This is a genomic window from Olleya sp. 1-3 (genome assembly GCF_002836085.1).
Classification (GTDB): domain Bacteria; phylum Bacteroidota; class Bacteroidia; order Flavobacteriales; family Flavobacteriaceae; genus Olleya; species Olleya namhaensis.
This window is the reverse complement of sequence record NZ_PJBW01000003.1, coordinates 206390-233029: the sequence shown is the minus strand read 5'-3', so window position 1 is coordinate 233029 and position 26640 is coordinate 206390. Positions and strand designations below refer to the sequence as shown.

Below are 26640 nucleotides of genomic sequence, written 5' to 3'. Positions count from 1 at the left end.
GGCTTAAAAATAACAAAAAGCCTCACAATTGCGAGGCTTTTATATATACGTTGATAATTAAATTTTAGATGTTAGTAATACGTAAAACGTCTTACTTTAGCAATATACTTAGCTAATCTGATAACTTGATGGCTGTAACCGTACTCGTTATCATACCAAACATATAAGATTGCATTTTTACCATCTGTTCTAACTATAGTCGCTTTGCTATCAAATATTGAAGGCGCAGAGCTACCAATAATATCCGTAGATACTAGCTCGTCACTCATTTCATATTTAATTTGCTCTACTAAATCACCTTCTAAAGCATACTTTTTAATGGTTTCATTAATTTGCTCTACAGTAGTTTCTGAGTCTAATTCTAAATTTAAAATGGCTAAAGATCCGTTTGGTACAGGTACACGAATAGCGTTTGATGTTAATTTACCTTCAAAACTAGGTAATGCTTTAGAGACCGCTTTTCCAGCTCCAGTTTCTGTAATTACCATGTTTAATGCAGCTGCACGTCCACGACGGTATTTACTATGGAAGTTATCCACTAAATTTTGATCGTTAGTATACGCATGGATAGTTTCTAAGTGTCCACTTTTTACACCGTACGTATCTTCCATTGCTTTTAAGATAGGCGTAATGGCATTGGTAGTACAAGATGCAGCAGAAAAAATATCTATTTTATCAGGATTGTTTTCTAAATGGTTTACACCATAAACAATATTAGGAATTCCTTTTCCTGGTGCAGTAAGTAAAACTTTATCTGCTCCTGGAGAGCTTTTTAATCTTGTTAAAGCCTCTTTATCTCTAAACACTCCTGTATTATCAATGATTAATGCATTGTTAATACCGTATTTAGTATAATCTATATCTTCTGGTTGATTAGCATTAATAATTTTAACTGTAGTACCGTTAATTATTAAAGCCTCATTTTTTAAATCTGTAGTAACTGTTCCTGAAAAATCACCGTGTACAGAATCGTTACGTAATAATGCAGCACGTTTTTCTAATACGGTTGCATCTAATTTACCACGAGTAACAATAGCACGTAAACGTAATTGACTACCTTTTCCAGTACGTGTCATTAACTCTCTAGCAACTAAACGACCAATACGACCAAAACCGTAAAGTACTACGTCTTTAGGTGTAATGTCTTTAGTTTTACTAGCACCCTTAAGTTGATTAGATACAAATGCTAATGCATTGCTGTATTTTTTTTCTTCTAAATGGTACTCGTAAGTTAATTTACCAATATCAAGTTTAGCAGGAGGGACGTCTAGCGTTTGAATAGCTTGAGCAATCTCTACAGAATCAAATATAGAAATAGGTTTTTCTACAAATTCACCTGCATATTCATGTAGGTTTAATATTTGAGACACATTTCTATCAATTAGTTGGTTTCTAAAAAGCACCAATTCGATAGATTTGTCATACCACAAATCGCTAACAATTTTAATAAATTCGACTGTAGCTCGTCTTCTGTCTGCTTGAAACGCTAATTCGTTTTCGTAAGTTTCGTTAATGGACATTTTAAATTATTTAGTGTGTGTTGTTAATTTATTATGTAAATTTTCGGCAAAAGTATTGATTTCAAACGATTTCGTAAAGGAAAAAGTATAAAAATTTAAAAGCCCTTAATTTTTAAAATTAAGGGCTTTTTTTAACGTTTAAATAGTAATTATCTTAAACCGTAACGATTTGTTTCTCCTTTAGAGTTTATTAATTCGATACTTAACGGTTGATACGTATCTCTATTTTTTAATATCGTATCCACATCCTCGATTGTATTTACTTTAATATTATTGATGGCAGTTATAATATTACCTTCTTCAATCCCTTCTGCTTGTAAATATTGACCATAAGTCCCATTAACCTTTGTGATTTTTACACCATTTTTAGTTTTGTACTTTTTTAGGTCTTCAGGTTTAGCATTTTTAATAACACCAATTACTGGTAGTATATAGGTGTTGTTTTTAAGCAAGGTTACAGCAACCTCTTTTTCTACACCATCACGTAAAAGTGTAATATTAACAATGTCATTTGGACGTTTAGTATCTAGAAAACCTCTAAGATCACTAAACTTTTTAATCTTAATATTATCAACCATTTTAATAATATCGCCACTTTTAATACCGGCTTCAGATGCACCGGTGTCTTCTTCGACATCGTCGACATAAAAACCTTCCGTCTCAGCAACTCCAAGTTTTTCTGCAGAAGAACTGTTTAAAGAACCTCCAATAACACCTAAAATACCATTTTGTACATTACCAAACTCCATAATATCTTGGACTACTTTTTTAGCAATATTACTAGGCACAGCAAAAGAGTAACCAATGTATGATCCCGTTTGAGACGATATAGCAGTATTAATACCAATTAGCTGACCCGCAGTGTTTACCAAAGCCCCACCTGAGTTACCCGGATTTACCGCAGCATCTGTTTGTATAAAAGACTGTGTGCTTCTACCACTTAAATCTCTAGATTTTGCACTAATAATCCCTGCAGTAACAGTAGACGTTAAATTAAACGGATTACCAACCGCTAAGACCCATTCTCCGATTTTAGCCGTATCACTATCCCCAAATGTGGTGTAAGGTAGTTGGTCTTCAGTTTCAACTTTTAGTAAAGCAATATCCGTTTTTGGGTCAGTTCCTACAATTTTAGCTTTTAAAGTTCTATTATCATTAAGTGTTATACTTAACGCTTCAGAGTCTTCAATAACATGGTTATTAGTAATTATATAACCATCAGGCGATATAATTACACCACTTCCAGTTCCTAACTGCCTTTTTTGTGGCACACGACCATAAAATAAGTCTTGCAAAGTAGGTTGTGCTGTATTTAAAGCAACGTTTTTAACGTGGACTACAGCATGTACTGTTTTGTCTGCAGCAGTGGTAAAATTAATGCCTTCAGCAGCAGCTAAAGCAGTCGTGTTTGTGTTATAATTGGCAGGTAAATACACTGGTGTTTCCTGCGTTGTTGTGTTGGCAATTTTTTGTTCATCTTTTTCAAGAAAGGTTTTGTATGTTCCTAGAGTAATTGCGCCTCCTAATACCGAAACTAAAACCAAAGTTAACATCTTCTTCATAAAATACTTAGTTTAGATTTAATTAGATAACGATTAAAATTAATTAAATATTGAATGCCTATTTCAACTTTAACGACGTTTTAACAACTGAAAAAACTTATATTTGTCATTCAATTTTTCATCCCAATGACGTTGACTTTTTATAAATATCAAGGAACAGGTAATGACTTTGTCATGATCGATAACAGACAAAATGTGTTTGACAAAAACAATACCAAATTGGTTGCTTTTTTATGCGACCGTAAATTTGGCGTTGGAGCAGACGGTCTAATTTTACTAGAAAACCACCCAACGGAGGACTTTAAAATGGTCTATTATAATGCAGACGGAAACGAAAGTAGTATGTGTGGTAATGGTGGACGTTGTATTGTCGCTTTCGCGGAATTTTTGCAGTTGATTACAGATCAGACAACGTTTGAAGCAACAGACGGTTTGCATTTTGCAAAAATTGAGGATAACATTATCCATTTACAAATGAAGGACGTGGACACGGTCGAAAGCTTTAAAAATCATCAGTTTTTAGATACAGGCTCACCACATCACGTGCAGTTTGTTGCAGACTTAGCGCATTTTGATGTTAAAAATGAAGGTAAAAAAATTAGATATGGTCAACCTTATAATCAAGCCGGTACAAATGTTAACTTTGTAGAAAAGGTTAATGAAGATACTTACACGGTTAGAACCTATGAAAGAGGTGTAGAAGACGAAACCTTATCTTGTGGTACTGGCGTTACCGCTGTTGCAATTGCAATGCATAACACAGGAAACAGTGTTGGTACTACCATTAACTTAAACGTACAAGGCGGCGCGTTAAAAGTGTCTTTTGTAAAAGACGGTAATAGTTATAAAAAGGTCATGTTAATAGGACCTGCGACGCAAGTTTTTAAAGGCGAAATAGCATGTTAACATTAAAAGGTGAACATATTTATTTACGTGCTTTAGAGCCTGAAGATTTATCATTTATTCATACCATTGAAAATGACGAATCTATTTGGGAAATAAGCAATACCATAACGCCGTACTCTAAATATTTAATCAAGCAATATTTAGATCAAGCACATAAAGATATTTTTGAAGTAAAGCAGTTGCGGTTAGTTATCTGTAATTATAAGCATCAGGCTATGGGTATGATTGATGTCTTTGATTTTGACTTTAAAAATAGACGTGCAGGAATTGGTATTTTAATAAAAGAAACCGATGATAGGCAAAAAGGTAATGGTAAAGAAGCTTTACAACTACTAACTAGTTATTGTTTTAAGCATTTAGATTTGCACCAATTATATTGCAATATAAGTGAGGATAATACAGCTAGTTTAGCATTATTTAAAAATCAGGGATTTAAAGAAATTGGTCTTAAAAAAGACTGGAATTATTTAAATGGTCAATACAAAAACGAATATTTATTTCAATTAATTAATACCAATGTATATTAAAAAAATCTTAGTAGCAATAGCATTAATAGGACTAGTAATTGCTGCTTATTTTGCTTATTTTATTTATGGTGCGATGTTTAAACAAAACACTGCATTTAATAATGACACAGCCTATATTTACGTACCAACCAATGCTAATTATGATCAGGTTAGAGAGCAGTTGGTACCTTTATTAAAGGATATTGATAGTTTTGATGCATTAGCACAACGTAAAAAATATACGACAAATATTAAAGCAGGACGTTTTGCTATTGATAAAAACATGAGTAATAATGATATTATTAACTCTATTAGAAGTAAAAATATTCCAATAAAATTAAGCTTTAATAATCAAGAACGTATTCAAAATTTAGCAGGGCGTATTGCTGAGCAAATAGAACCGGATAGTTTGTCACTGTTGCAAGCCATGACAGATAAAGTATTTTTGGACAAGCATAAGTTTACAAACCAAACAGTATTAAATATGTATGTTCCTAATAGCTACGAGTTTTTCTGGAATACATCAGCTGAAGGCTTTAGAGATAAAATGCTAAAAGAATACTATCGTTTTTGGAATGATTCGCGTCAAGCAAAGCGTAAAGCATTAAATCTTTCTGTAAACGAAGTTGTTACTATTGCATCTATCGTTCAAAAAGAAACCGCTAAGGTAGACGAAAGGCCAAGAGTTGCTGGTGTGTATTTAAATAGAATAAAAGTTGGTATGCCTTTACAAGCCGATCCAACAGTTATTTATTCTAAGAAATTAAAAGAGAACGATTTTGATCAAGTTATAAAACGTGTGTTATATAAAGATTTAGAAATAGATTCGCCTTACAATACTTATAAATACCGAGGGATTCCACCGGGACCAATCACAATGCCAGATGTATCTGCTATTGATGCTGTTTTAAATGCAGAAAGGCACGGGTACTATTATTTTGTAGCTAATGTCAAAAATTTTGGATATCACAAATTTGCTAAAAATTTAAGTCAACATAATGCTAATAAAAATGAGTATGTCCGTTGGATTAATAGCAAAGGTGTTAACAGATAAAGGTGTGCTTAAAACAGTACTAATTATATATGCCTTTTTAATTACAGGTAGTACAATTGCACAAAACAATCACTCTCAGTTTTTTAAACCTAGTGATACACTTAATGTGTCACGTAAAAACGCAGTTATTATAACGGAAGCTAGCTTAGCGTCTTTATCTATAATAGGTTTAAACGCTTTGTGGTATTCTGATTTTGATCGTTCTAACCTTCATAGTACTAATGATAATTCAGAATGGTTTAAAATGGATAAGTTGGGGCATAGCTTTACAGCTTATCAATTAGGACGTTTTGGATCTCAAGCGTTACATTGGAGTGGAGTGAGTAAAAAGAATCAACTAATTTACGGAGCAACACTTGGCTTTTCTTTTTTAACAGCAGTGGAAGTTTTAGATGGTTTTTCTGAAGAATGGGGTTTTTCTTGGGGAGACTTTACCGCTAATGCAGCAGGAGCAGGGCTATTTATTGGACAAGAGCTGTTGTGGGAAGAGCAACGTGTTCAACTAAAATATTCTTTTAACCAAAGTCCTTACGCTAATCAAAATCCAGATAAACTGGGTAATGGGGTGTTTGAGGAATTTATAAAGGATTATAATGGGCAGACCTATTGGTTAAGTGCTAACCTGCATTCTTTTTTTAAAGACAGTAAATTACCAAAATGGTTAAATCTAGCTGTTGGTTATGGGGTGGATGGTTTACTATATGGTACTAATCAATTACAAAATATCAATTTTACAAATCAAGACAGAACCAAACAATTTTATTTAAGTCTAGATATGGATTTAACCAAAATCAAGACCGATTCTACATTTTTTAAACAGCTTTTTAACATAATTAATGTTATAAAAGTACCGTTTCCAACACTAGAAATCAATAGTAGCGGGAAGCTAAAAGGGCACTTAATTTACTTTTAACATAAGTTAACATATTGATTTTCAGTATTTAATTATTTGTTGTATATTTGCACGCTGAAATTTAAGTCTTTATAATATTAAAAAACAGACTTTTAAATCAAAAACAAATGAAAAAAAATATTGGAAAGTTATTATCCCTAACGTTTACAATATCAATTTTACTTTTAGTTGTATTTGTTACCACTAAAAATGATGCTACATTAGTAGATGAAATTGAGTTTAACAACGTTGACTTTGAAAATATACAATATGCAAATATTGCTTCAAACGTAAAAGCATTTAATAGAACAGCGTTTACACCTAAATTAGGTAAAACGTTTACAGGTTTTAAAGAAGCTTTAGGATTTAAAGAATCTCAAAATGATTATTTTAGAGTAAACCAATTTGGTTACTTAGGAAAATATCAATTTGGAAAAAGTACATTAAAAGTTTTAGGTATCCATCATCCTCAGTATTTTTTGAGTAATCCTGAGTTACAGGAAAAAGCATTTATAGCAAATGCACAACGTAACAAATGGGTATTACGTAAGGATATCAAACGTTTTAACAACAAGTATATCAAAGGTGTTAAAGTTACGGAATCGGGTATATTGGCTGCAGCGCATTTAGCAGGACCAGGAAGCGTAAAGAAATTTTTAAGAAGTTATGGAGAGCAAGGATTTGCAGATGCAAATGGTGCAACCATAAAGTATTACATGAAGAAGTTTTCAGGTTATGATACCTCTTTAATTAAACCTTTAAAAAAGGTAAAAGTAAAATACGAAAGCGCTTAATATTGGCTTTTGTGAATGATAAATAGTGTTGGTCTCTTATGTAGGTCAACACTATTTTTTTTCCATTGACTCACTGTTTGTGTTTTAATAAACTCTGTAGGCAATGTAATGTCACAAGCCACACAAATCTCTGTACTATCACTTAAGACGCTACAAAGGTCTTCTAGAAGCTTATTGTTTCTATAAGGTGTCTCAATAAAAGACTGTGTTTGGTTATGTTCAAAACTTAAACGCTCTAAACGTTTTAATTCTGATTTTTTCTCACCTTTATCAATCGGTAAGTACCCGTTAAAAGCAAAGCTTTGTCCATTCATACCGGAAGCCATCATGGCTAATAGGATAGAAGAAGGACCAACTAACGGTACTACTTGTATATTGTTTTTATGTGCTAAACTAACTATATCTGCGCCAGGGTCTGCAATTCCTGGGCATCCAGCATCAGATATTAAACCTAAATTTTTACCTTCTAAACAGGGTTTGATAAAATTAGGTAAATCTGTAACTTCTGTAAATTTATTAAGTTCAAAAAGGTTTAAGCTAGCTTGAGCCTTATCTGGAGCAATAGTTTTTATAAATTTTCGGGCTGCTTTAGAGTTTTCGACAACAAAGGTGTCTAAACTATCAATAATGGTTTTTACTTGAGCAGGTAATACATTAAAGGGATTTGATTCTCCTAATGTACATGGTATTAAATATAGTTTTCCTTTAGTCATAGTACTGTAAAGGTATAAAATTAAGTAAGGCTGTTTAATTTGGTGCTAATTTTTTCGGAAGCATCCGCTAAAAGGGTGTACACTTTTTCAAAACCGTTGTCACCACCGTAATACGGATCTTGCACATCTAAGTTTTTGTCGGGAAAACTTTCGTTTAAAATTAATTTGACTTTAGAGTGTTGTGCTTCATTTTCAGCTAATGCTATAATATTAGCAAAGTTTGACTTATCCATTGCATAGATAATATCAAAATCTATAAAATCTTGTTTAGTAAATTGTCTAGCACGTTGTTTAGTAATGTCAATATTGTGCTTTTTGGCAGTACTTATTGATCTTGGATCTGGTTTGTTTCCAATATGGTAGCTACTAGTTCCGGCAGAATCTACAGTAAACAATTCAGGGTTTAATTTTGATTGTAAGATACCTTCAGCTAGAGGAGAACGACAAATGTTTCCTAAGCATACCATTAAAATATTAGTCATTTTAAAATGAAATTTAAACCGAAAGTTTCTTCGTTAAATCCTCAACGTATTTTTTAAACTGCTTGTCTGTAGATGATAAATTATCTACGGTCTTACAGGCGTGTAATACAGTTGCATGATCACGTTTTCCTATTTGAGAACCAATACTGGCAAGAGATGCTTTAGTTAGTTTTTTAGCAAAAAACATAGCTAATTGTCTAGCTTGTACAATATGACGCTTTCTAGTTTTAGATTGTAATGTATCCACATCCATTTGGAAATAATCTGAGACAATCTTTTGGATATAATCTATAGATACTTCTCTCTTGGTATTTTTTACAAACTTTTCTACAACTTGTTTAGCCAACTCAATATTGATTTCCTTTTTATTAAAAGAGGATTGAGCAATTAAAGAAATAATAGCACCTTCTAGCTCTCGGATATTTGATTTTATGTTTTTAGCAACATATTCAATAATATCGTCAGGCATTTCAACACCATCTCTGTATAATTTGTTTTTTAATATAGAGACACGCGTTTCAAAGTCAGGTGTTTGCAATTCAGCAGATAATCCCCATTTAAATCTTGATAGTAAGCGTTGCTCAATATCTTGCATATCTACGGGCGCCTTGTCACTAGTTAAAATAACTTGCTTACCATTTTGATGCAAATGATTAAATATATGGAAGAATACATCTTGTGTTCCAGACTTTCCTGATAAAAACTGAACATCGTCAATAACCAATACATCAATTAATTGATAAAAATGTATAAAGTCGTTACGGTTGTTCTTTTTAACAGAGTCAATATATTGTTGCGTAAATTTTTCAGCAGAAATATATAAAACAGTTTTTTCTGGGTATTTATCTTTTATATCAACACCAATAGCGTGTGCTAAATGTGTTTTACCTAAACCAACACCACCAAAAATTAATAATGGATTAAAAGACGTTCCACCTGGCTTTGCAGAGACTGCTAAACCTGCACTACGTGCTAAACGGTTTGAATCACCTTCTAAAAAGTTATCAAAGTTGTAGTTTGGATTAAGTTGAGATTCGATTTTTACGTTTCTAATTCCAGGAATTATAAACGGGTTACGTAATTCGCGGTTCTTATTATTAAGCGGTACGTCTACATTTTGAGACCTTACAGCGCTTCTATTAGAACTCGGAATTTTTTCAGTAAAAGGTTGTTTATTACCATACGTGTTTTCCATTTTAATAATGTAAACCAATTTGGCAGTTTCACCCAGCTCTTTAGTTAAAGATACTTTTAAAAGTTTAACGTAATGCTCTTCAAGCCACTCGTAAAAAAACTTACTTGGTACTTGTATACTAAGCGCATTATCTGCAAGCTTAACCGCTACAATAGGTTCAAACCAAGTTTTGTAAGCTTGTGGTTGGATATTATCCTTTATAAAAAGGAGACAATTATTCCAGACCGTTTGCGCAGTTACACTCATGTTAAATTTAAAAGGTATTTCTAAGTTAGTTACTTTTGTTCTGATAATAGCAATGAACAGTTCCGTTCTTAAGCTTGGCAAATATGTGAACAAAAAACGTAAAAAAAAAATGAATTACTATTGAATATTCAGTTTTTTTTGTGCATGTTGTTTAGCAATTCGAAACTACAAAAAATATTTAAGATAATGGGTATAAAACAAGATGAAATTGAAATAAGAGTACGTTATGCAGAAACCGATCAGATGGGTGTGGTTCATCATGGGAATTACGCATTATATCTAGAAATGGCTAGGATTGAATGGCTACGAAAATTAAACATTTCTTACCGAAAAATGGAGGAAGAAGGGATTGGTTTACCAGTTGTGTCTATGGCTTTAAATTTCAAAAAACCAATACTTTATGATGATGTTATTAAAGTAAAAACACAACTTAAAAAGGCACCTACAGCTATGGTTGAATTTGACTACGAAATACTAAATGATTTGGGTCAAATTATGTGTACAGCAAGTGTGGTTTTAGCTTTTTTAGACATGAAAACAAAACGTCCAACTAGACCGCCAAAGTATTTTTTAGATGCTTTAAATGGATAATGATTTTATATTTACTTCGTAAATATTTTCAAAAATTTCAAAAATTGTAGACGCATCTTTTTTTCTAACCGAAATTGTGATTTGACAATCTAATTCTAATTTTTGGTTAATAACCTTTAGATTTTTCTCTTTTATAACCCGCATGACTTTATTCATGTTTTTATAATCAAAAGTGATTAGAAAGGTTTTGTTAATGGTGCGTGTTACAATTTTGGATGCTTCCAAAGCTAATTGGGCGCCTGTTTTGTAAGCATTTATTAAGCCTCCAACACCTAATTTAACGCCTCCAAAGTATCGCACAACAACTATAAGTATATTGGTGACTTCATACGATTGGATTTGCCCGTAAATAGGCATTCCTGCGCTATTGTTTGGTTCTCCGTCGTCATTGGCACGATAAGCAATAGTTTCAGTACCAATTTGATAAGCATAACACCAATGTCTGGCTTGGTGGTGCTGTTTTTTTAAGTCTTCTAAATGCTGCTTAATGTCTTCTTCTGTTTTTACAGGAAAAGCATATCCAAAAAATTTAGAGTTTTTATCCTTAAAAAGGACCTCTTCAGATGGTTTTGTTATTGTTTTGTAAGCGTCATTTTCCATAATTATGCTAAAGTTACCAAAAGTATTGATAGTATAGCAACGCCAATACCAATCCAGTTTTTTGGAAGTAGTCGTTCTTTAAAAAGTACAAGACCTAATAATGTAGATAGCATTACTATGGCAACATTGTTAACAGTAAATATAGTGGAGCTTTCAAAATTGTCTGCATTTAAGGCTTTTAACAACATGTAAATAGAGTAGTAGTTAACAATACCTAAAATAACACCTGCAACAACACTTTTTGGATCAAAAGTGAATGTTTTTTGTATCGCTTTCGCGGAAAGTAGGCCAATACCAATCAATCCGGCTATAAAAAAGATAGTTGCAGAAAATATTGGAATACCATTATCTGCCACATATGTAGTTTCTAAATATTTTATAGAAGTATCAATAGTTCCTGATCCTAAAAATAGTATTATCGGTAGCCATAAACTTTTAATTGAAAACCGGGCATTAGTTTTTTCTTTCTGAGACGCTAGATATACAGCAACCAATGCTAATATAATTCCAATACCTTTTTGCCATCCTAAACTTTCGTTATAGACAAAAAGTCCAAAAATTATTGGTATCACAACACTCATTTTACTAGCTACGGATGCTACAGATAACCCGATACGTTGTGCGGTCAGAGCCATGACATTAAAAATTGCTATAAATAGAAATCCTAATCCAATAGCACCAAAAAACCATTTAGAGCTTATGATGTCTTCAATAATAACAGGAGAATCATAACTTAAAATACCACAAGTAAACGCAGTAAAATAATTAAATACAATGGTTTGTAATGTGTTAATGTTTCTTTTTCCAATAACTTTAAAAATCACAAAAATTAAAGTAGAAGCACAAATACTAAAAATTAAATACATTAAAACAATTCTTTTTTAATGGTAAATAAATCTATAATATCTTGTGTTTTTGGATCGTTATTCCAAACATTTATACCAAGCGTGCTTGCAGCATCAGTGTTTTCTTTAGTATCATCAATAAAAAGACATTCTTCAGGTTTAAGCTTGTTTTGATCTAGTACAAACTGAAAGATATCTGCGTTTGGTTTACGTAACTGAATTTCGTGAGATAAGTAAAACTTGTTAAACGCATTTTTAAAATCGTCGTAAAACGAAATATGCTTTTGGATACATTCTATATGCAGTGCATTGGTGTTACTTAATAGTATCAGATTGTATTTTTTGTCTTTTGCTAGTTGCTGTATAAACTCTAAACGACTAGACGGAAAGTCGCAGATAATATAATTCCATGCTTCAGTAATCTCTTTTTTTGATAGTTTAGGAAAATTGTCCATGTAAAAATCAATAAACTCGTCTGTATCAATCAAACCTTGTTCGTAAAAGCTATTAAAAGCAATCAGTTCTTCTGATAATTCTTCAATTTCAAATAACTCTAAAGCGTTAGTCATAGCGCCTTCTTTATCTAAATTGATAAAGACATCTCCAAAATCGAATATTATAGTTTTAATCATAGTTTTTTATTTCTGCTACAGCATTGCGCTATAGTTGTATTGGTCAGTGCTAATTTGTTTACTTAAACGTATTAGTGTTATCTGTTTTTATTAGTGTAAATATTTAGTGTATCGTCTAAAATAGTAGTGTCTTTGATTAATTGGCCATCAAATTTAGGTGCTTTAATACCGTCTTTAAATTTGATTTTTCCAGAAAACACTCTAGCTTCATCCCATAAATTAGCATCAATAAATAGTTGTAAGGTTTTAGAGCCACCTTCTATAATTATTGAGTTTATGTTTTCTTTGTGTAGATGGTCGCAAATTGCTTTTATCGTATGGTCTTTGAATGTAATTGTTTCTGCGTCTGTATTAAATATAGCATATTGATCAGATAATAAATTATTACGATCTAAAACAATACGGACAGGGTTTTGACCAGTCCAATCTCTGACATTTAAGGTAGGATTATCTTTAATAACTGTATTTGTACCCACTAAAATAGCTTGCTCTTCGGCTCTCCATTTATGTACTAATTGTCTAGAATAGGTATTAGTAATCCAAACGGGTTTTTGTTCGTCTTTAGTTTTTGGCGCAATAAACCCATCGATTGATTGGGCCCATTTTAAGATAATATACGGACGTATTTTGTTATGAAACGTAAAAAAACGTTTGTGATGTGCTTTGCATTCGGCTTCTAAAACACCAACTCTAACATTACGACCTGCTTCCATTAGTTTTTTGATGCCTTTTCCGGCAACCTCATGGTTATCATCCACGCAGCCAATAACAATATTTGGTATCTGATGGTGGATTATTAAATCGCTACAAGGAGGTGTTTTTCCATAATGACTGCAAGGTTCTAGTGTAACATATATTGTAGCTTCTTTTAATAAAGCTTTGTCTGTAACACTATTTATGGCGTTGACTTCAGCATGATTACCACCGTATTTACTAGTAAAACCTTCGCCTATAATCTGGTCATTTAATACAATAACACTACCAACCATTGGATTTGGACGTGTTTGTCCTAATCCATTTTTAGCAATTTGTAAAGCGCGTTTTATGTAATATTGATCCGTCAAATTTTAAAGTTTGATTTTTACATTTTCTGTTCTGTCCACTTTGTAAGTGTGAGAAAACCCAAGGACTTTATATTTTATTTCGCCAATATATTGGACTTTTAGTTTTTTATTTAAAAAACTACCCAGCAAGCTGCTTAAATTTTTGTTACTTAAAAGGCTGTCTGTAGGTATTTTGGCTTGTAAAGGAATACTAAATTCTTTTTTAGCTGGTACTTTAAAACTTTCGCTAGTTACAGAGGCTAACTCACTATTATTAACAATAACTTTAATCCCGTCTGTTTTTAATTGACCACTAATATTATTAGGGTTTAAAAAAAAGGCATCTGCAGTAATTGTAATAAATTTAGAAGTCGATTTTAGTACTTTTATATTTTCAACTTTAATAAACTCTGGCTTCTCTGTGACTTTACAGCTAATAAAACAGGTTAATATTGTTAATAAGATTAGTGTGCTCTTCATGTGTCTTTTTTTAGATTTAATGTATCTTCATCCTCTAAAATATACGGACAAAAATACTATTTAAAAGTGACTAATACTACTATTGAAATAAGAGAAATCCAGCCGGAAGACAATGCGCAAATTGAAGCAGTTATACGTGGTGTTTTTATTGAATATGATATGCCATTAGTGGGTACAGCGTATACAGATAAAGAAACGCCAAAAATGTTTGAATCTTATGCAGGAAAAAACGAAGTGTATTACGTTGTTGTTGTGGACGGTAAGGTAGAAGGTGGTGGTGGTTTAAAACCATTGAATGGTATGGAGTTTGATGTTTTTGAAATTCAGAAAATGTATTTTTCTAATCGCTTACGCGGAAAAGGCTTTGGTAAAAAACTATTTGAAAAGTGTTTAAATAAAGGGCAATCACTAGGTTTTAAAAAGGCGTATTTAGAAACTATTCCAACTTTAAAAGAAGCGATTCATATATACGAATCTAATGGGTTTACACATTTAGAAGGACCATTAGGTGATACTGGTCATTTTAGTTGTGGTGTTTGGATGGAAAAAAAACTACAATAATTATAGATGTTAGTAAAAGATTTAAAACAAATATTCCATAAGGAACTAGATGCTATTTACGGTAAAGACGAAGTATTTTCCTTTTTCTTTATGTTAACGGAACAGTATTGTAATATTTCTAGATTGGATGTGGCGTTAGATACTAAAATAAGTATAACAAAGGAAGAGCAAGAACCACTATTTAAGGCATTAGAGAGCTTAAAACAACATACACCAATACAATATATTTTAGGCGAAACAGAATTTTATGGGTTGCCTTTTAAAGTTAATGCTAATACATTAATACCACGACCAGAAACAGAGGAGTTGGTACAGTTGGTTGTTGATGCTTATCCTGAACAAAATAGCAAGGCTAAGGTTTCGATATTAGATATTGGTACAGGAAGTGGTTGTATAGCCATTAGCTTAGCAAAAAATATAGTACCAAGTTCTGTTTCTGCACTTGATGTTTCCGCGAAAGCGTTAGAACAAGCTAGACAAAACGCGGTATTAAATAATGTGGAGGTCGATTTTGTTGCTGGTGATATATTAACAATGACTGAAGGAGATTCTGCTTTCAAAGACATAACGTTTGATGTTATTGTTTCTAATCCGCCCTATGTTAGAAACTTAGAAAAGTTAGAAATGCAGGCTAATGTATTAGAAAACGAACCACATTTGGCATTGTTTGTGGCGGACGATAATCCGTTGCTTTTTTATAAAGCAATTACAGCTTTTGCAGTGCAACACTTGAAACAAAATGGGCAATTATTTTTTGAAATTAACGAATACTTAGGTCCTGAAATGATTCAGCTTTTAGAAGATAATGGATTTAAAGATGTCCAATTAAAACAAGATTTTTTTGGAAAAGACCGTATGGTAAAAGGGACTAAAGGGTAGTTGTAGATTTGGTTAAAAGCAATAGTCCGCAACAATAGTAATTATTAGATTTAGAAGTAAAACAGCATGAGCATACAATTAAAAATAAACGCATTAAGAGATCAGTTAAGAGAGCATAATTATAATTATTATGTTTTGGATAATCCGACTATTAGTGATTACGATTTTGATATACAATTAAAAGAATTACAAGCTTTAGAGGAGGCTCATCCTGAATTTTATGATGCTAATTCGCCAACATTGCGTGTAGGTGGTGCAATAACCAAAAACTTTAATACTGTTGTGCATAAGCATAGGATGTATAGTTTGGATAATTCCTACTCTTTAGAAGATTTAAAAGATTGGGAGACAAGAATTAAAAAAAGTATTGATGGTGATGTTGAATATGTTTGTGAGCTTAAATATGATGGTGCGTCTATAAATTTAACGTATCAAAATGGTAGCTTGCTAAAAGCTGTGACGCGTGGTGATGGTATGCAAGGGGATGAAGTGACACCCAATATAAAAACAATAAACTCTGTGCCTTTACAACTAAAAGGAGATTATGCTGAAGAGTTTGAGATTAGGGGAGAAATTATTTTGCCTTATGATGGATTTATTAAAATGAATGAAGCGCGTGTGGAAAATGGCGAAGAGCCTTATAAAAACCCACGTAATACAGCATCAGGAAGTTTAAAATTACAAGATAGCGCAGAGGTGGCTAAGCGCCCTTTAGATTGTTTATTATATGGTTTAGTTGGTGGTGATTTTGATTATAAAACACATTTTGAAAGCCTAGAAAAGGCACGAAAAATGGGCTTTAAAGTACCACAAGAAGCTAAGTTGTGCCAAAGTATAGACGAGGTTTTTGAGTTTATAAATCATTGGGATCAAGCAAGACATAATTTGCCTTATGAAACCGATGGTGTTGTTGTTAAAGTGAATAATTTACATCAACAAGACGAACTTGGATTTACATCTAAAGCGCCACGTTGGGCAATGGCTTATAAGTTTAAAGCAGAACAGGTAAGTACGGTTTTAAATAGTATTACTTACCAGGTTGGGCGCACAGGTGCTATTACGCCTGTTGCTAATTTAGAGCCAGTAGAGTTGGCTGGTACTATTGTAAAACGTGCGTCTTTACATAATGCTGATCAAATTGAAAAATTAGATATTAGAGTAGGGGATACGGTTTATGTTGAAAAAGGTGGCGAAATAATCCCTAAGATTATTGCTGTAAATTTAGAAGAACGCCCTGCAGATTCTAAGCCAACAGAATACATTACTAACTGCCCTGAATGTGACCAGCTGCTAAAAAGAGAAGCTGGTGAAGCAAAACATTTTTGTCCAAATTATAATGGATGTAGTCCTCAGGTTATTGGACGTATACAACATTATATTTCGCGTAAAGCAATGGATATAGAAGGTTTAGGTGGTGAGACTGTTGCGTTGTTAGTTAAAGCAGGTCTAATACATAATTATGCTGATTTATACACATTGACTAAAGATCAAGTGTTACCATTAGAGCGTATGGCGGAAAAAAGTGCTGATAATTTATTGGCAGGTATTGAAGCCTCTAAACAGATTCCTTTTGAGCGTGTATTGTTTGCTTTAGGAATTCGTTTTGTTGGAGAAACCGTAGCTAAGACATTAGCAAAACATTATAAAAGTATTGATGCGTTAGCGTTTGCATCGGTTATAGATTTGGAGCAAGTCAACGAAATTGGTATTAGAATAGCAGAGAGTGTTGTGGATTTCTTTTCGGACCCAAAAAACCAAGATATAGTTAATAGACTAAAGACTTATGGTTTGCAATTACAGATTTCGGCAGAAAAACTTGCTAATCAAACCGATAAGCTTAAAGGTCAGGTTATTGTGGTTTCAGGGGTATTTCATTCGGTTTCAAGAACAGAACTTAAAAAACTAATAGAAGATAATGGCGGTAAAGTTAGTAGCTCAATCTCTTCTAAGACTAGTTATATTGTAGCAGGAGACAATATGGGGCCGAGTAAAAAAGATAAGGCAGAAAAGCTAAATATTGAGTTAATTACAGAGCAGGATTTTTTAAATAGCTTAGAGTAAGGATATTAAAAATCGGATAAACTACTTTTTATTGCGTTAAATTACATTTTTGTGTATCTTCGTAATCTCAAATCTTTAAAATGAAGTTAACAAAGTTCAATGTCGTCTCGATGTGTCTGGTTATTCTTGTCCTATTTATTATGACAGGAAGGATCTTTGATATGCCGATAGTGTCCGACTATTCTTGGATTTTTGTGTTTCCACTTTTTGCATATCTTTACTATGGTCTAACAAAGGTGCACAATCATTTCTTTGGTTTTTTTTTAATAGGATTTTCTATTGTAGAAATATTAAAAGTTGTGTTTGATGCTAATGAATTGATTGGGGTTTATGGCGCTAATTATCTTATTATAGCAACTTATTTATCTTTAATAATCTTTTTAGTTAAAGATTTGGAAATTAAAAAGATATTTAAGGACTTTAAACTGCCAATAGTTGTTTTGGTAGTCTTTAACGCCTATATAATTTATGCTTTAAACGAGATGATTTTGGAAGATCCAAAGGTTGAAACAGATTCTTTGGATTTTGTGATAGACGTAGTTTATAACGTATTTATTCAATTAGTGCTATCATTGGCATTAATACACTACTTATACCATCAAACTAAGCAGAGTTTGCTGTTGTTTTTGGCTAGTGTGTGCATTGTATTTTCAGAAATGGTACAAGTGGCTTATTTGTTTATTTCTTCAGAACAAATATTAGAAATTATTTACTCGATGTTAATGGGTCTAGGATTCTATTTCTTGTATGTCTATATTAAAATTAGACATTTTGATTCTTATAAAACAGAATCCCCAGCCATAGTATAACGCTACTGTTATACTATAATAGATGTTCCTTCTGCTTTCTTAGTACTGTCAGGCTCAAAGTAAAAATCAATCTTACCTAAGTTTATTCCGTAACAACCTACTTGGTTTACTAATACATTTTTACCTTCTAAGTTTTGTGCAACTGTAGGTTTTGGTAAAAAAGTATGTGTATGTCCTCCAATAATAAGGTCAATGTCTTTGGTTGCTTTAGCTAAACTTAAGTCGCTAATTTTATCAGGATTTTTCTTGTAGTTATACCCTAAGTGAGATAAACAGATTATTAAATCACATTTTTCATCCTTTTTTAGGATTCTAGTCATTTCTTGAGCAGCTTCAATAGGATCTAAATATTTAGTTTCTTTAGACATTGTTTTGTCAACTAATCCATCCAATTCAATTCCTAATCCAAAAACACCAATTTTAATACCTTCTTTTTTAAAGATTTGATACGGTTTAACATGCGTATCCATTACAGTATTTGTAAAATCGTAGTTAGCAGATACAAAACCAAAACTAGCATGTGGTAATTGTGCATATAAACCGTCGATTCCGTTATCAAAATCATGGTTTCCTATAGTTGCTAAGTCGTATTTAAGCCTACTCATAAGCTTAAATTCTAACTCACCTCCATAATAATTAAAATAAGGCGTTCCTTGAAAAATATCCCCAGCATCTAAAAGTAGCGTGTTTGGGTTTTCTGTTCTTATGTTTTCAATTAAGGTTGCACGTCGTGCTACACCACCTTGATTAGCGTTTCTACCATCTTCAGGTCCAAATGCATCTATATGACTGTGTACGTCATTAGTATGTAAAATGGTGATTTTTTTTGTTTTAGCAGTTGTTGCAAAAGATTGTAATCCATAACCACCAACTGTAATTAATGCAGTAGCAGCTGTTGCTTGTTGTATAAAGTCTCTACGTTTCATTGTTTTGGTTATTTAGTTTGGATAAATCTATTGTCAATTACTGGTTTAATGGTGTCTACTTTTTTGAAGTAGTCTAACATGGCATTTCTAATTTTATAGTTTAAAACGTATAAACTGTCATTAGTTTGAAAAAAGCGCATACCGTCACCACCATTATATAAGTAGTCATTGGTTGCTACATAGTATGTTTTGTGTTTATCAATAGGTTTGTTATTGACTAAGGCTTGCGTAATGCTATAGTTTTTGTCAAGTGTTAGTTGTAATCCACTAATTGGGTGTGGGCGTTTTGCTCTACTCAAGTAAGTGGTTAAACTATCTATTTGCGGGCCTTTTAAAGCAACAACAACAATACTGTTTTCAAAAGGCATGATTTCAAATCCTGTTCTAGTCGTAATATTTCCTTTAGAAAGGATAGAGCGTATACCTCCATGATTTAAAAGTACCATGTCAATATTGTTACCTGTTCTTTTGTTAAAAATAGGATTGCTTTCCTGCATTACTGCATCTGCCATTAAATTACCAATAGCGGTATTTAAATCACCATCATTTTTTGTGTAGGTTTCAGGAGCGTAAGATAAGACCGTATTCATATCCTTATTTAAGCTTTCGCGGAATGGTTTAATATAAGCATCAACATCAGGATCTATTGCTAATGTATCAGTTATAGTTATCTTTTTTCCTTCTATTTTTGTTAACGAGTAAGTTTCGTTCTTACAAGACGACACTAAGACTATCGAAAGTAAGATTAACAGGTGTTTATAATTCATATTTAAAGTTGAATAATTTAAAGCTAATATATAGTTACAATTACTACATTTGTAATAAAGGAATAAAGATAAATGATTTTAAAAGGATTTAAAGAAAAATCTAATAAAAAGTACATTAATAAATGTACCGCTAGTAGAGTTGTAAAGCCTACTAACGCCATTATTAAAACTATTGGAGTAGTTGTTGACGGTCAACAATTTTCTGATTTAGAATGGATTAACCAGCTTGCAGAAAGCTTAAATGTTAACCTGAATAACCTTAAGATTTTATCCCTTTTTAATACAAAAAAAGAAGAGGTCTCTGTCTACACAAATACCTTTTCTGAAAAAGACCTTGGATGGAAAGGACAATTAAAATCTCAAACAGCAAAAGACTTTGTAAACACTAAGTTTGATTTATTGATTAACCTTTATCAATCTGATGCTTTAGCGCTTCAAGTGGTGTCTGCCGCAACTCAAGCCCAATTTAAAGTAGGGCTATACGATGCTAATCAGGATCTAAACGATTTAATTATTGAAACTAAATTAGACGATAAGGCACTTTTTAAAACCGAACTAATAAAATATCTAAACATTTTAAATAAATTAAGTAATGAATAACCCTTTTTTAGGTACAGGAGTAGCAATTGTAACACCGTTTAATAATGATTTAACGGTAGATTACAAAGCGTTAGAAAAAATTGTAGAATATAATATTGCCAATGGAACTGACTATATAGTTATAAGCGGTACTACAGGAGAAAGTGTTACAATTACCAAACAGGAAAAAAAGGATATTGTAGAAGCAATAATCACATTTAATAAAGGACGTTTACCTTTGGTTTTGGGTGTTGGAGGTAATAATACGATGTCTGTTATTGAAGAAATTAAAACGACAGATTTATCGGCATTTGCAGGGATTTTATCGGTGACACCTTATTATAGTAAGCCGACTCAAGAAGGAATGTACCAACATTTTAAAGCTATAGCTGAAGTTTGTCCGGTAGATATTATTTTATATAACGTACCAGGAAGAACAGCTAAAAATATGTCGCCAGAAACAACGTTACGTTTAGCAAATGATTTTAAAAATGTTGTAGCAGTAAAAGAAGCTGGAAATAACATGGCACAATATTTAGAGTTAATTAGAGATAAGCCAGAAGGGTTTTCTGTAATTTCTGGTGATGACGATTTAGCTTTAGGTGTTGTATTAGCAGGTGGAGCAGGAGTGATATCTGTAATTGGACAAGCCTTGCCAAAAGCCTTTTCTACTATGATAAACTTAGGATTAGAAGGGAAAGCTAAAGAGGCATATGCACTTCATTTTAAAATGATGGATATTGTTGGTTTGATTTTCTCGGAAAATAATCCTGCAGGAATTAAAGCAGTATTAAACAATCTAGAACTTTGTAATAAAACGGTTAGATTACCGTTAGTTGAAGCAACAGAAATGCTACAAAACAGTATAGCGGATTTTATAACAAATTTTAATAAAAGTTAAATTATACTTAATCCTACGTTAAACTTGATTCCTTCAATTAATTTAGCAATCAAATTATATTTTTAAAATCCATTTAAATAGCGTATTTTTGCGCTTCGTTAAAATTTTATGAAGAATTTATTTTACATCTTAATCACATTTTTATTTTTTACTTCTTGTAGTGAGTATCAAAAGGCGCTTAAGTCTGAAGATATTGCTGTAAAGTTTGCCTTAGGGGAACAGCTTTATAAGGATGGTAAATATAGTAAGGCCAGTCGTTTATTTGATCAAATAGTACCAGCTTATAGAGGTAAGCCTCAAGCTGAAAAACTAATGTTCTTAGATGCGGATTCTTATTTTCATATGGGATTAAATGCTCAAGCTGGATTTAGATTTGAACGTTTTGCAAAGTCATACTCTAAAAGTGATAAAGTTGAAGAAGCGTATTATAAAAGTGCGTTAAGTTATGCAGCGTTATCTCCTGTGTTTTCTAAAGAACAACATGATACAGAGCATGCTTTAGAAAAATTACAAGTATTTGCAAACTTATACCCTAATTCAGAGTTCATGCCTAAAATCAATGAGCTAGTTAAAGAATTACAATATAAGTTAGAATTAAAGGCATATAGTACAGCAAAACAATACAATCACATTTCAGATTTTAAAGCTTCTATAAGTGCTTTTGATAATTTTATTGGAGACTTTCCTGGGACGTCTCTGCGTGAAAAGGCATTATTTTATAAATTTGATTCAGCTTACCATTTAGGAATGAAGAGTGTAGAATCAAAAAAACAAGACAGATTAACTACAGCTATATCTTACTACAATAGTTTTAAGAAAGTAAATGCAGACTCAGAGTTTAATAAGGATGCAGATAAAATGGTTGAAGATTTAAAAGAACAATTAGAAAAATATAGTACCAAAAGCTAATATATATTATGGATTTAAAAAAAATCGACGCTCCGTTATCAACAACGACGTATAACAGAAATATTATTGATGCACCAACAGGTAACATCTATGAAGCTATTTCAGTTATTGCAAGAAGATCAGAGCAAATTAATTCTGAAATTAAAAAGGAATTAATTGAGAAGCTAGAAGAGTTTGCTACATATAATGATAGCTTAGAAGAAATTTTTGAAAACAAAGAACAAATTGAAGTGTCTAAGTTTTACGAAAAACTTCCTAAACCTCATGCTTTAGCTGTTCAAGAATGGTTAGATGGTAAAATTTACCATAGAAATACAGAACAAGATAACCAAGACTAATTATATGTCAATATTAAGTGGCAAAAACGTACTATTGGGCATCAGTGGTGGTATTGCTGCTTACAAGACGGCTACATTAGTCAGATCATTTATAAAAGCAGGTGCAAACGTACAAGTCGTTATGACACCTGCTTCTAAGGATTTTGTAACACCGCTTACATTGTCCACACTTTCCAAAAATCCAGTACACTCAACATTTACAAACGACCAAGATGATAATGCTATGTGGAATAACCATGTAGAATTAGGGCTTTGGGCTGATTATTTTGTAATTGCGCCAGCAACAGCTAATACGTTGTCAAAAATGGCGAATGGTACTTGTGATAACCTATTATTAGCCACTTATTTATCTGCAAAATGTAAAGTGTATTTTGCGCCAGCAATGGATTTGGATATGTATATCCATCCCTCTTCTGTACAGTCCTTTGAGACGCTTAAAAATTATGGTAATATCATGATACCGGCTACTTCAGGTGAGCTAGCTAGTGGATTGGTTGGACAAGGTCGTATGGCAGAGCCTGATGATATTGTCTCTTTTATAGAGAAAGATATTATTAGCGGATTACCCTTAAAAAACAAAACCGTTTTAATAACTGCAGGACCAACCTATGAGGCTATAGATCCAGTACGATTTATTGGGAATCATTCTTCAGGAAAAATGGGCTTCGAGATTGCTAAAGCAGCAGCTAATCTTGGTGCAGAAGTTATTTTAATAACGGGACCAACCCACCAAACGGTAAAGCACAGTTTAATTACGGTAATCCCTGTAGTGAGTGCGCAAGAGATGTATGATGCAGCTCATCTTTATTTTAATAATTCTGATATCGCAATATTGTCTGCAGCAGTCGCAGATTATAGACCAAAAAATGTAGCTACTCAGAAAATAAAAAAGAAGACAGCTACGTTAACATTAGAACTAGAGAAGACCAAAGATATTTTAGCTTCTTTAGGAGCTATAAAAACAAAGCAATTTTTAGTTGGCTTTGCATTAGAGACTAATAACGAATTGGAGCACGCAAAATTGAAGCTAAAAAAGAAGAATTTAGATTTAATTGTTTTAAATTCGTTAAACGACAAAGGTGCAGGTTTCAAGTCTGATACTAATAAAGTAACCCTAATTAATAAGGACGAAGAAGCAACGGTATACCAATTAAAGTCTAAAACAGAAGTTGCTAAGGACCTTTTTAACACCATAATATATACAATACATGCGTAATCTATTATTCCTATTTATATTTTGTTTTAGTGTATCAATTCATGCACAAGAGTTAAATGCCACAGTAGTTGTAAATGCGCAACAAACCGGTAACGAAAACTTACAGCAGTTTAAAACACTAGAGACACAATTAAAGGAATTTATTTCTAGTACTAAATGGACAGATAGAACGGTTTTACCTCAAGAACGTATAGACTGTAATTTTGTAATTAATATTAGCGAATACTCAGGTAACAATTATAAAGCGACAATCCAAGTACAGTCTTCAAGACCTGTTTTTGGTGCTAGTTATACTACCCCAACCTATAATATTAACGATAAGGATTTTACATTTGAATACATCGAGTTTCAAAGTTTGATATACAATCCAACGCAATATGCTTCTAATTTAATTTCGGTTTTAGCATATCATGTAAATATGGTTTTAGGTATGGACGCAGACACGTTTAAACCAGAAGGTGGAGACGAGTATTTTAAGCAAGCACAAAATATTGTCAATTTTTCTCAACAAGAAAATTATTCAGGTTGGAAATTATCTGACGGATTACAGAGTAGATTTGCATTGATAGATAATTTATTGTCACCAACTTTTAAGGCGTTTAGAACAGTAATGTATAATTATCACAGACGTGGTTTAGATGTTATGAGTGCTAATCAAAAGGATGCCAAAACAGAAATTGCTATGGCTTTAGATTTGTTTGGGGATATGAACAGAACCCGTCCAAATTCATATTTACTTCGTGTGTTTTTTGACGCGAAAGCCGAAGAGATTGAGCAAATTTTCTCAGACGGACCTAGTGTAGATATTACAGATTTAATAGACACACTTAATAAAATCGCTCCAATGCATTCTTCTAAATGGAGAAACATTAAAATCTAGATATATTTATTTTCATTCTTAAAAAGCGAAAAATCAAAACTTTTCTCTTTTTAACTTTTAACTTTTCACTTTAAGAATGCTTACAGGATTAACTATAAAAAACTACGCTTTAATAGATCAACTTCAAGTTAGCTTTAATGATGGGTTTACCATTATTACAGGAGAAACAGGAGCAGGTAAATCTATATTATTAGGCGGTCTTTCTTTAATTTTAGGTAAACGAGCTGATTTATCAAGCTTACGTAATCCTGAAAATAAATGTATAATTGAAGCTACTTTTGATATTTCAAAATACAAGCTAAAAGGACTATTTAAAGAACAAGATTTAGATTACGAGACGCAAACAATAATTAGACGAGAAATTTTACCTTCAGGAAAGTCAAGAGCATTTGTTAATGACTCGCCTGTAAACCTATCTAGCTTACAATCTTTAGGTGAGCAGTTAATAGATATACATTCTCAGCACGAAACCATGCAGTTGGTAGATGATGCGTTTCAGTTTCAGGTAATTGACGCTTTAGCTAAAACGGAACGTGATTTAGAAACGTATACGCTTCATTTAAAAAGTCATAAAACACTTAATAAGGAATTAAAGCAATTACAACAGTTTCAAGCTGAAGCTTTGAAAGAGCACGATTATAACGCTTTTTTGTTAAACGAATTAGTTGAAGCTAATTTAAAGGAAGGCGAACTTCAAGAATTGGAAGAAGACTTTGAGTTATTAAATAATGTTGAAGTAATCCAACTTAAATTAGAAGAGGCAAATGCATTATTAAGTGAAGAGCAAGCAGGTGTATTAACGTCTTTAAGAGACTTAAAAGCAGCATTGCAAAAGTTAGCGACAATTTCTACTACCTATCAAGATTTGTTAGATAGGGTAACTAGTAGTTTGATTGATTTAGATGATGTTTTAGTAGATATAGAGCGTTTTGAAGGTAACCTTGATGCAGATCCAAACCGATTGGAAATTGTTAATGCCAAATTAGCAACCTTAAATAACTTGACGCAAAAGCATTTAGTTAAAACAGTAGAGGAGTTAATTATAATACGTGAGGATTTATCTAAAAAAGTGGCAGCGACGGAAAATGCTGATCAAGACATTTTAGATAAGGAACAAGAAATAAAAGCAGTCGAAAAATTATTAAATACAGAAGCAAAACAAATTACAGAGAAACGTAATAAGGCTATACCAGATTTAAAGAAACAGTTAGAAGCTATCTTAAGTCAGTTAGGTATGCCAAATGCGCAATTTAAGATTAGCTTAGAGGTTTCTGATACTTTTTTATATAATGGAAAAGATACTTTAAGCTTTTTGTTTTCAGCCAATAAAGGAGGACAGTTTAATGTGTTAAAAAAAGCAGCCTCTGGAGGAGAATTATCTAGAATAATGTTAGCCATTAAATCTATTTTATCAAAATATGTGAAATTGCCAACTATTATGTTTGACGAGATTGATACAGGTGTTTCTGGAGAGATTTCTAATAAAATGGCAGATATAATGGCATTAATGAGTACAAAAATGCAGGTGTTTAGTATTACGCATCTACCACAAATTGCAGCCAAAGGAAACACACATTATAAAGTCTATAAAAAGGATGTTAATGAAGTAACAACAACCAATCTGGTTAAATTAAACTATGATGAGCGTGTTGTGGAATTAGCGCAAATGCTAGGTGGTACACAATTATCGGATTCGGCAATAGCACATGCAAAGCAACTATTAAATTAGAGGCATAATTTCCGCGAAAGCGAA

General features: G+C 32.4%; 29 protein-coding genes. 17 read left to right on the top strand and 12 right to left on the bottom strand.

Going from position 1 to position 26640, the window contains the following annotated elements; all coding sequences use genetic code 11:
* Positions 1 to 71: 71 nt before the first annotated feature.
* Positions 72 to 1520 carry a glyceraldehyde-3-phosphate dehydrogenase gene (locus tag CXF54_RS05045; RefSeq protein ID WP_090840576.1) on the bottom strand — a complete coding sequence of 483 codons (1449 nt, stop codon included), beginning with the start codon at positions 1518 to 1520 and terminating at the stop codon, positions 72 to 74.
* 149 nt (positions 1521 to 1669) lie between these two features.
* A complete protein-coding gene (locus CXF54_RS05040; RefSeq protein ID WP_101202695.1) occupies positions 1670 to 3082 on the bottom strand; it encodes a S1C family serine protease in 1413 nt (470 codons plus the stop codon).
* Between the two features lie 126 nt (positions 3083 to 3208).
* Between CXF54_RS05040 and dapF the strand changes: the two genes are divergently transcribed.
* The 5 genes from dapF (at position 3209) to CXF54_RS05015 (ending at position 7234) form a co-directional block, all read left to right on the top strand.
* Positions 3209 to 3988 (top strand): diaminopimelate epimerase, encoded by a 780-nt coding sequence (gene dapF, locus CXF54_RS05035; RefSeq protein ID WP_101202694.1) that lies wholly within the window; start codon positions 3209 to 3211, stop codon positions 3986 to 3988.
* The gene (locus tag CXF54_RS05030) at positions 3982 to 4515 is read left to right on the top strand and encodes a GNAT family N-acetyltransferase (RefSeq protein ID WP_090840570.1); all 534 of its coding nucleotides are present in this window, start codon (positions 3982 to 3984) and stop codon (positions 4513 to 4515) included. Before dapF ends, CXF54_RS05030 begins: the two co-directional genes overlap by 7 nt.
* A complete protein-coding gene (mltG, locus tag CXF54_RS05025) occupies positions 4505 to 5548 on the top strand; it encodes an endolytic transglycosylase MltG (RefSeq protein ID WP_101202693.1) in 1044 nt (347 codons plus the stop codon). Before CXF54_RS05030 ends, mltG begins: the two co-directional genes overlap by 11 nt.
* Positions 5511 to 6461, top strand: coding sequence for a DUF2279 domain-containing protein (locus tag CXF54_RS05020; RefSeq protein WP_101202724.1), 951 nt, complete (start codon positions 5511 to 5513; stop codon positions 6459 to 6461). The genes mltG and CXF54_RS05020 overlap by 38 nt, the downstream gene beginning before the upstream one ends.
* Before the next feature lie 107 nt (positions 6462 to 6568).
* A complete protein-coding gene (locus CXF54_RS05015; RefSeq protein WP_090840566.1) occupies positions 6569 to 7234 on the top strand; it encodes a peptidoglycan-binding protein LysM in 666 nt (221 codons plus the stop codon).
* On the opposite strand, the gene CXF54_RS05010 is transcribed toward CXF54_RS05015, so the two are convergent.
* The 3 genes from CXF54_RS05010 to dnaA are packed head-to-tail and all read right to left on the bottom strand — an operon-like array spanning position 7231 to position 9870.
* A complete protein-coding gene (locus CXF54_RS05010; RefSeq protein ID WP_101202692.1) occupies positions 7231 to 7947 on the bottom strand; it encodes an SAM-dependent methyltransferase in 717 nt (238 codons plus the stop codon). The two genes, CXF54_RS05015 and CXF54_RS05010, sit on opposite strands and share 4 nt — an antisense overlap.
* Before the next feature lie 20 nt (positions 7948 to 7967).
* Positions 7968 to 8429, bottom strand: a complete 462-nt coding sequence (locus CXF54_RS05005) for a low molecular weight protein-tyrosine-phosphatase (protein WP_101202691.1) — start codon at positions 8427 to 8429, stop codon at positions 7968 to 7970.
* 13 nt (positions 8430 to 8442) lie between these two features.
* On the bottom strand, positions 8443 to 9870 hold the full coding sequence (dnaA, locus tag CXF54_RS05000) for a chromosomal replication initiator protein DnaA (RefSeq protein ID WP_090840560.1): 1428 nt from the start codon (positions 9868 to 9870) through the stop codon (positions 8443 to 8445).
* A gap of 192 nt (positions 9871 to 10062) precedes the next feature.
* On the opposite strand from dnaA, the gene CXF54_RS04995 reads away from it, so the two are divergent.
* Complete coding sequence (locus CXF54_RS04995) at positions 10063 to 10461, top strand: acyl-CoA thioesterase (protein ID WP_090840664.1); 399 nt, start codon at positions 10063 to 10065, stop codon at positions 10459 to 10461.
* Here the strand turns inward: CXF54_RS04995 and CXF54_RS04990 are convergent.
* The 5 genes from CXF54_RS04990 to CXF54_RS04970 form a co-directional block, all read right to left on the bottom strand.
* On the bottom strand, positions 10450 to 11061 hold the full coding sequence (locus tag CXF54_RS04990) for an IMPACT family protein (protein WP_101202690.1): 612 nt from the start codon (positions 11059 to 11061) through the stop codon (positions 10450 to 10452). The genes CXF54_RS04995 and CXF54_RS04990 overlap by 12 nt on opposite strands.
* Before the next feature lie 2 nt (positions 11062 to 11063).
* Positions 11064 to 11927 carry a DMT family transporter gene (locus CXF54_RS04985; protein ID WP_101202689.1) on the bottom strand — a complete coding sequence of 288 codons (864 nt, stop codon included), beginning with the start codon at positions 11925 to 11927 and terminating at the stop codon, positions 11064 to 11066.
* Positions 11927 to 12538 (bottom strand): HAD family hydrolase, encoded by a 612-nt coding sequence (locus CXF54_RS04980; RefSeq protein ID WP_090840554.1) that lies wholly within the window; start codon positions 12536 to 12538, stop codon positions 11927 to 11929. The genes CXF54_RS04985 and CXF54_RS04980 overlap by 1 nt, the downstream gene beginning before the upstream one ends.
* A 77-nt stretch (positions 12539 to 12615) precedes the next feature.
* Positions 12616 to 13602: a bifunctional diaminohydroxyphosphoribosylaminopyrimidine deaminase/5-amino-6-(5-phosphoribosylamino)uracil reductase RibD gene (gene ribD / locus CXF54_RS04975; protein WP_232782574.1), complete on the bottom strand. Its 987-nt coding sequence runs from the start codon at positions 13600 to 13602 to the stop codon at positions 12616 to 12618.
* Between the two features lie 3 nt (positions 13603 to 13605).
* Positions 13606 to 14061 (bottom strand): LEA type 2 family protein, encoded by a 456-nt coding sequence (locus tag CXF54_RS04970; RefSeq protein WP_090840552.1) that lies wholly within the window; start codon positions 14059 to 14061, stop codon positions 13606 to 13608.
* Positions 14062 to 14127: 66 nt separating this feature from the next.
* On the opposite strand from CXF54_RS04970, the gene CXF54_RS04965 reads away from it, so the two are divergent.
* From CXF54_RS04965 to CXF54_RS04950, 4 genes are all read left to right on the top strand, one after another.
* Positions 14128 to 14622 (top strand): GNAT family N-acetyltransferase, encoded by a 495-nt coding sequence (locus tag CXF54_RS04965; protein ID WP_232782573.1) that lies wholly within the window; start codon positions 14128 to 14130, stop codon positions 14620 to 14622.
* Between the two features lie 6 nt (positions 14623 to 14628).
* A complete protein-coding gene (gene prmC, locus CXF54_RS04960; RefSeq protein ID WP_101202688.1) occupies positions 14629 to 15501 on the top strand; it encodes a peptide chain release factor N(5)-glutamine methyltransferase in 873 nt (290 codons plus the stop codon).
* A 66-nt stretch (positions 15502 to 15567) separates the two neighbouring features.
* Positions 15568 to 17562, top strand: a complete 1995-nt coding sequence (ligA, locus tag CXF54_RS04955; protein ID WP_101202687.1) for an NAD-dependent DNA ligase LigA — start codon at positions 15568 to 15570, stop codon at positions 17560 to 17562.
* 140 nt (positions 17563 to 17702) lie between these two features.
* Positions 17703 to 18371 (top strand): hypothetical protein, encoded by a 669-nt coding sequence (locus CXF54_RS04950; RefSeq protein ID WP_157823396.1) that lies wholly within the window; start codon positions 17703 to 17705, stop codon positions 18369 to 18371.
* An 8-nt stretch (positions 18372 to 18379) separates the two neighbouring features.
* Here the strand turns inward: CXF54_RS04950 and CXF54_RS04945 are convergent, their stop codons facing one another.
* Positions 18380 to 19297 carry a bifunctional metallophosphatase/5'-nucleotidase gene (locus tag CXF54_RS04945; RefSeq protein WP_090840544.1) on the bottom strand — a complete coding sequence of 306 codons (918 nt, stop codon included), beginning with the start codon at positions 19295 to 19297 and terminating at the stop codon, positions 18380 to 18382.
* A gap of 8 nt (positions 19298 to 19305) precedes the next feature.
* Positions 19306 to 20064, bottom strand: a complete 759-nt coding sequence (locus CXF54_RS04940; RefSeq protein WP_101202685.1) for a 5'-nucleotidase C-terminal domain-containing protein — start codon at positions 20062 to 20064, stop codon at positions 19306 to 19308.
* Positions 20065 to 20136: 72 nt separating this feature from the next.
* On the opposite strand from CXF54_RS04940, the gene CXF54_RS04935 reads away from it, so the two are divergent.
* The 7 genes from CXF54_RS04935 (at position 20137) to recN (ending at position 26616) form a co-directional block, all read left to right on the top strand.
* Positions 20137 to 20664 carry a DUF6913 domain-containing protein gene (locus CXF54_RS04935; protein WP_101202684.1) on the top strand — a complete coding sequence of 176 codons (528 nt, stop codon included), beginning with the start codon at positions 20137 to 20139 and terminating at the stop codon, positions 20662 to 20664.
* On the top strand, positions 20657 to 21544 hold the full coding sequence (dapA, locus tag CXF54_RS04930; RefSeq protein ID WP_101202683.1) for a 4-hydroxy-tetrahydrodipicolinate synthase: 888 nt from the start codon (positions 20657 to 20659) through the stop codon (positions 21542 to 21544). Before CXF54_RS04935 ends, dapA begins: the two co-directional genes overlap by 8 nt.
* A gap of 108 nt (positions 21545 to 21652) precedes the next feature.
* On the top strand, positions 21653 to 22453 hold the full coding sequence (locus CXF54_RS04925; protein ID WP_090840535.1) for an outer membrane protein assembly factor BamD: 801 nt from the start codon (positions 21653 to 21655) through the stop codon (positions 22451 to 22453).
* An 8-nt stretch (positions 22454 to 22461) separates the two neighbouring features.
* Entirely contained in the window at positions 22462 to 22791 is a 330-nt protein-coding gene (locus CXF54_RS04920; protein ID WP_090840534.1) for a DNA-directed RNA polymerase subunit omega, read from the top strand.
* Between the two features lie 4 nt (positions 22792 to 22795).
* Positions 22796 to 24007, top strand: a complete 1212-nt coding sequence (coaBC, locus tag CXF54_RS04915; protein ID WP_101202721.1) for a bifunctional phosphopantothenoylcysteine decarboxylase/phosphopantothenate--cysteine ligase CoaBC — start codon at positions 22796 to 22798, stop codon at positions 24005 to 24007.
* Entirely contained in the window at positions 24000 to 24887 is an 888-nt protein-coding gene (locus tag CXF54_RS04910) for a DUF4835 family protein (protein ID WP_090840532.1), read from the top strand. Before coaBC ends, CXF54_RS04910 begins: the two co-directional genes overlap by 8 nt.
* A 76-nt stretch (positions 24888 to 24963) precedes the next feature.
* Positions 24964 to 26616 carry a DNA repair protein RecN gene (gene recN / locus CXF54_RS04905; RefSeq protein ID WP_101202682.1) on the top strand — a complete coding sequence of 551 codons (1653 nt, stop codon included), beginning with the start codon at positions 24964 to 24966 and terminating at the stop codon, positions 26614 to 26616.
* Positions 26617 to 26640: the final 24 nt, after the last annotated feature.

Coding starts and splice junctions, on each gene's coding strand:
- CXF54_RS05010 (WP_101202692.1), bottom strand. CDS start 7,947: ATGACTAAAGGAAAACTATATTTAATACCATGTACATTAGGAGAATCA.
- dnaA (WP_090840560.1), bottom strand. CDS start 9,870: ATGAGTGTAACTGCGCAAACGGTCTGGAATAATTGTCTCCTTTTTATA.
- CXF54_RS05045 (WP_090840576.1), bottom strand. CDS start 1,520: ATGTCCATTAACGAAACTTACGAAAACGAATTAGCGTTTCAAGCAGAC.
- CXF54_RS04985 (WP_101202689.1), bottom strand. CDS start 11,927: ATGTATTTAATTTTTAGTATTTGTGCTTCTACTTTAATTTTTGTGATT.
- CXF54_RS05030 (WP_090840570.1), top strand. CDS start 3,982: ATGTTAACATTAAAAGGTGAACATATTTATTTACGTGCTTTAGAGCCT.
- CXF54_RS04945 (WP_090840544.1), bottom strand. CDS start 19,297: ATGAAACGTAGAGACTTTATACAACAAGCAACAGCTGCTACTGCATTA.
- ligA (WP_101202687.1), top strand. CDS start 15,568: ATGAGCATACAATTAAAAATAAACGCATTAAGAGATCAGTTAAGAGAG.
- CXF54_RS04910 (WP_090840532.1), top strand. CDS start 24,000: ATGCGTAATCTATTATTCCTATTTATATTTTGTTTTAGTGTATCAATT.
- CXF54_RS05015 (WP_090840566.1), top strand. CDS start 6,569: ATGAAAAAAAATATTGGAAAGTTATTATCCCTAACGTTTACAATATCA.
- CXF54_RS04970 (WP_090840552.1), bottom strand. CDS start 14,061: ATGAAGAGCACACTAATCTTATTAACAATATTAACCTGTTTTATTAGC.
- coaBC (WP_101202721.1), top strand. CDS start 22,796: ATGTCAATATTAAGTGGCAAAAACGTACTATTGGGCATCAGTGGTGGT.
- CXF54_RS05040 (WP_101202695.1), bottom strand. CDS start 3,082: ATGAAGAAGATGTTAACTTTGGTTTTAGTTTCGGTATTAGGAGGCGCA.
- mltG (WP_101202693.1), top strand. CDS start 4,505: ATGTATATTAAAAAAATCTTAGTAGCAATAGCATTAATAGGACTAGTA.
- CXF54_RS04940 (WP_101202685.1), bottom strand. CDS start 20,064: ATGAATTATAAACACCTGTTAATCTTACTTTCGATAGTCTTAGTGTCG.
- dapF (WP_101202694.1), top strand. CDS start 3,209: ATGACGTTGACTTTTTATAAATATCAAGGAACAGGTAATGACTTTGTC.
- CXF54_RS04920 (WP_090840534.1), top strand. CDS start 22,462: ATGGATTTAAAAAAAATCGACGCTCCGTTATCAACAACGACGTATAAC.
- CXF54_RS04925 (WP_090840535.1), top strand. CDS start 21,653: ATGAAGAATTTATTTTACATCTTAATCACATTTTTATTTTTTACTTCT.
- CXF54_RS04950 (WP_157823396.1), top strand. CDS start 17,703: ATGACAGGAAGGATCTTTGATATGCCGATAGTGTCCGACTATTCTTGG.
- CXF54_RS04935 (WP_101202684.1), top strand. CDS start 20,137: ATGATTTTAAAAGGATTTAAAGAAAAATCTAATAAAAAGTACATTAAT.
- CXF54_RS05020 (WP_101202724.1), top strand. CDS start 5,511: ATGTCCGTTGGATTAATAGCAAAGGTGTTAACAGATAAAGGTGTGCTT.
- dapA (WP_101202683.1), top strand. CDS start 20,657: ATGAATAACCCTTTTTTAGGTACAGGAGTAGCAATTGTAACACCGTTT.
- recN (WP_101202682.1), top strand. CDS start 24,964: ATGCTTACAGGATTAACTATAAAAAACTACGCTTTAATAGATCAACTT.
- CXF54_RS04990 (WP_101202690.1), bottom strand. CDS start 11,061: ATGGAAAATGACGCTTACAAAACAATAACAAAACCATCTGAAGAGGTC.
- CXF54_RS05005 (WP_101202691.1), bottom strand. CDS start 8,429: ATGACTAATATTTTAATGGTATGCTTAGGAAACATTTGTCGTTCTCCT.
- CXF54_RS04980 (WP_090840554.1), bottom strand. CDS start 12,538: ATGATTAAAACTATAATATTCGATTTTGGAGATGTCTTTATCAATTTA.
- prmC (WP_101202688.1), top strand. CDS start 14,629: ATGTTAGTAAAAGATTTAAAACAAATATTCCATAAGGAACTAGATGCT.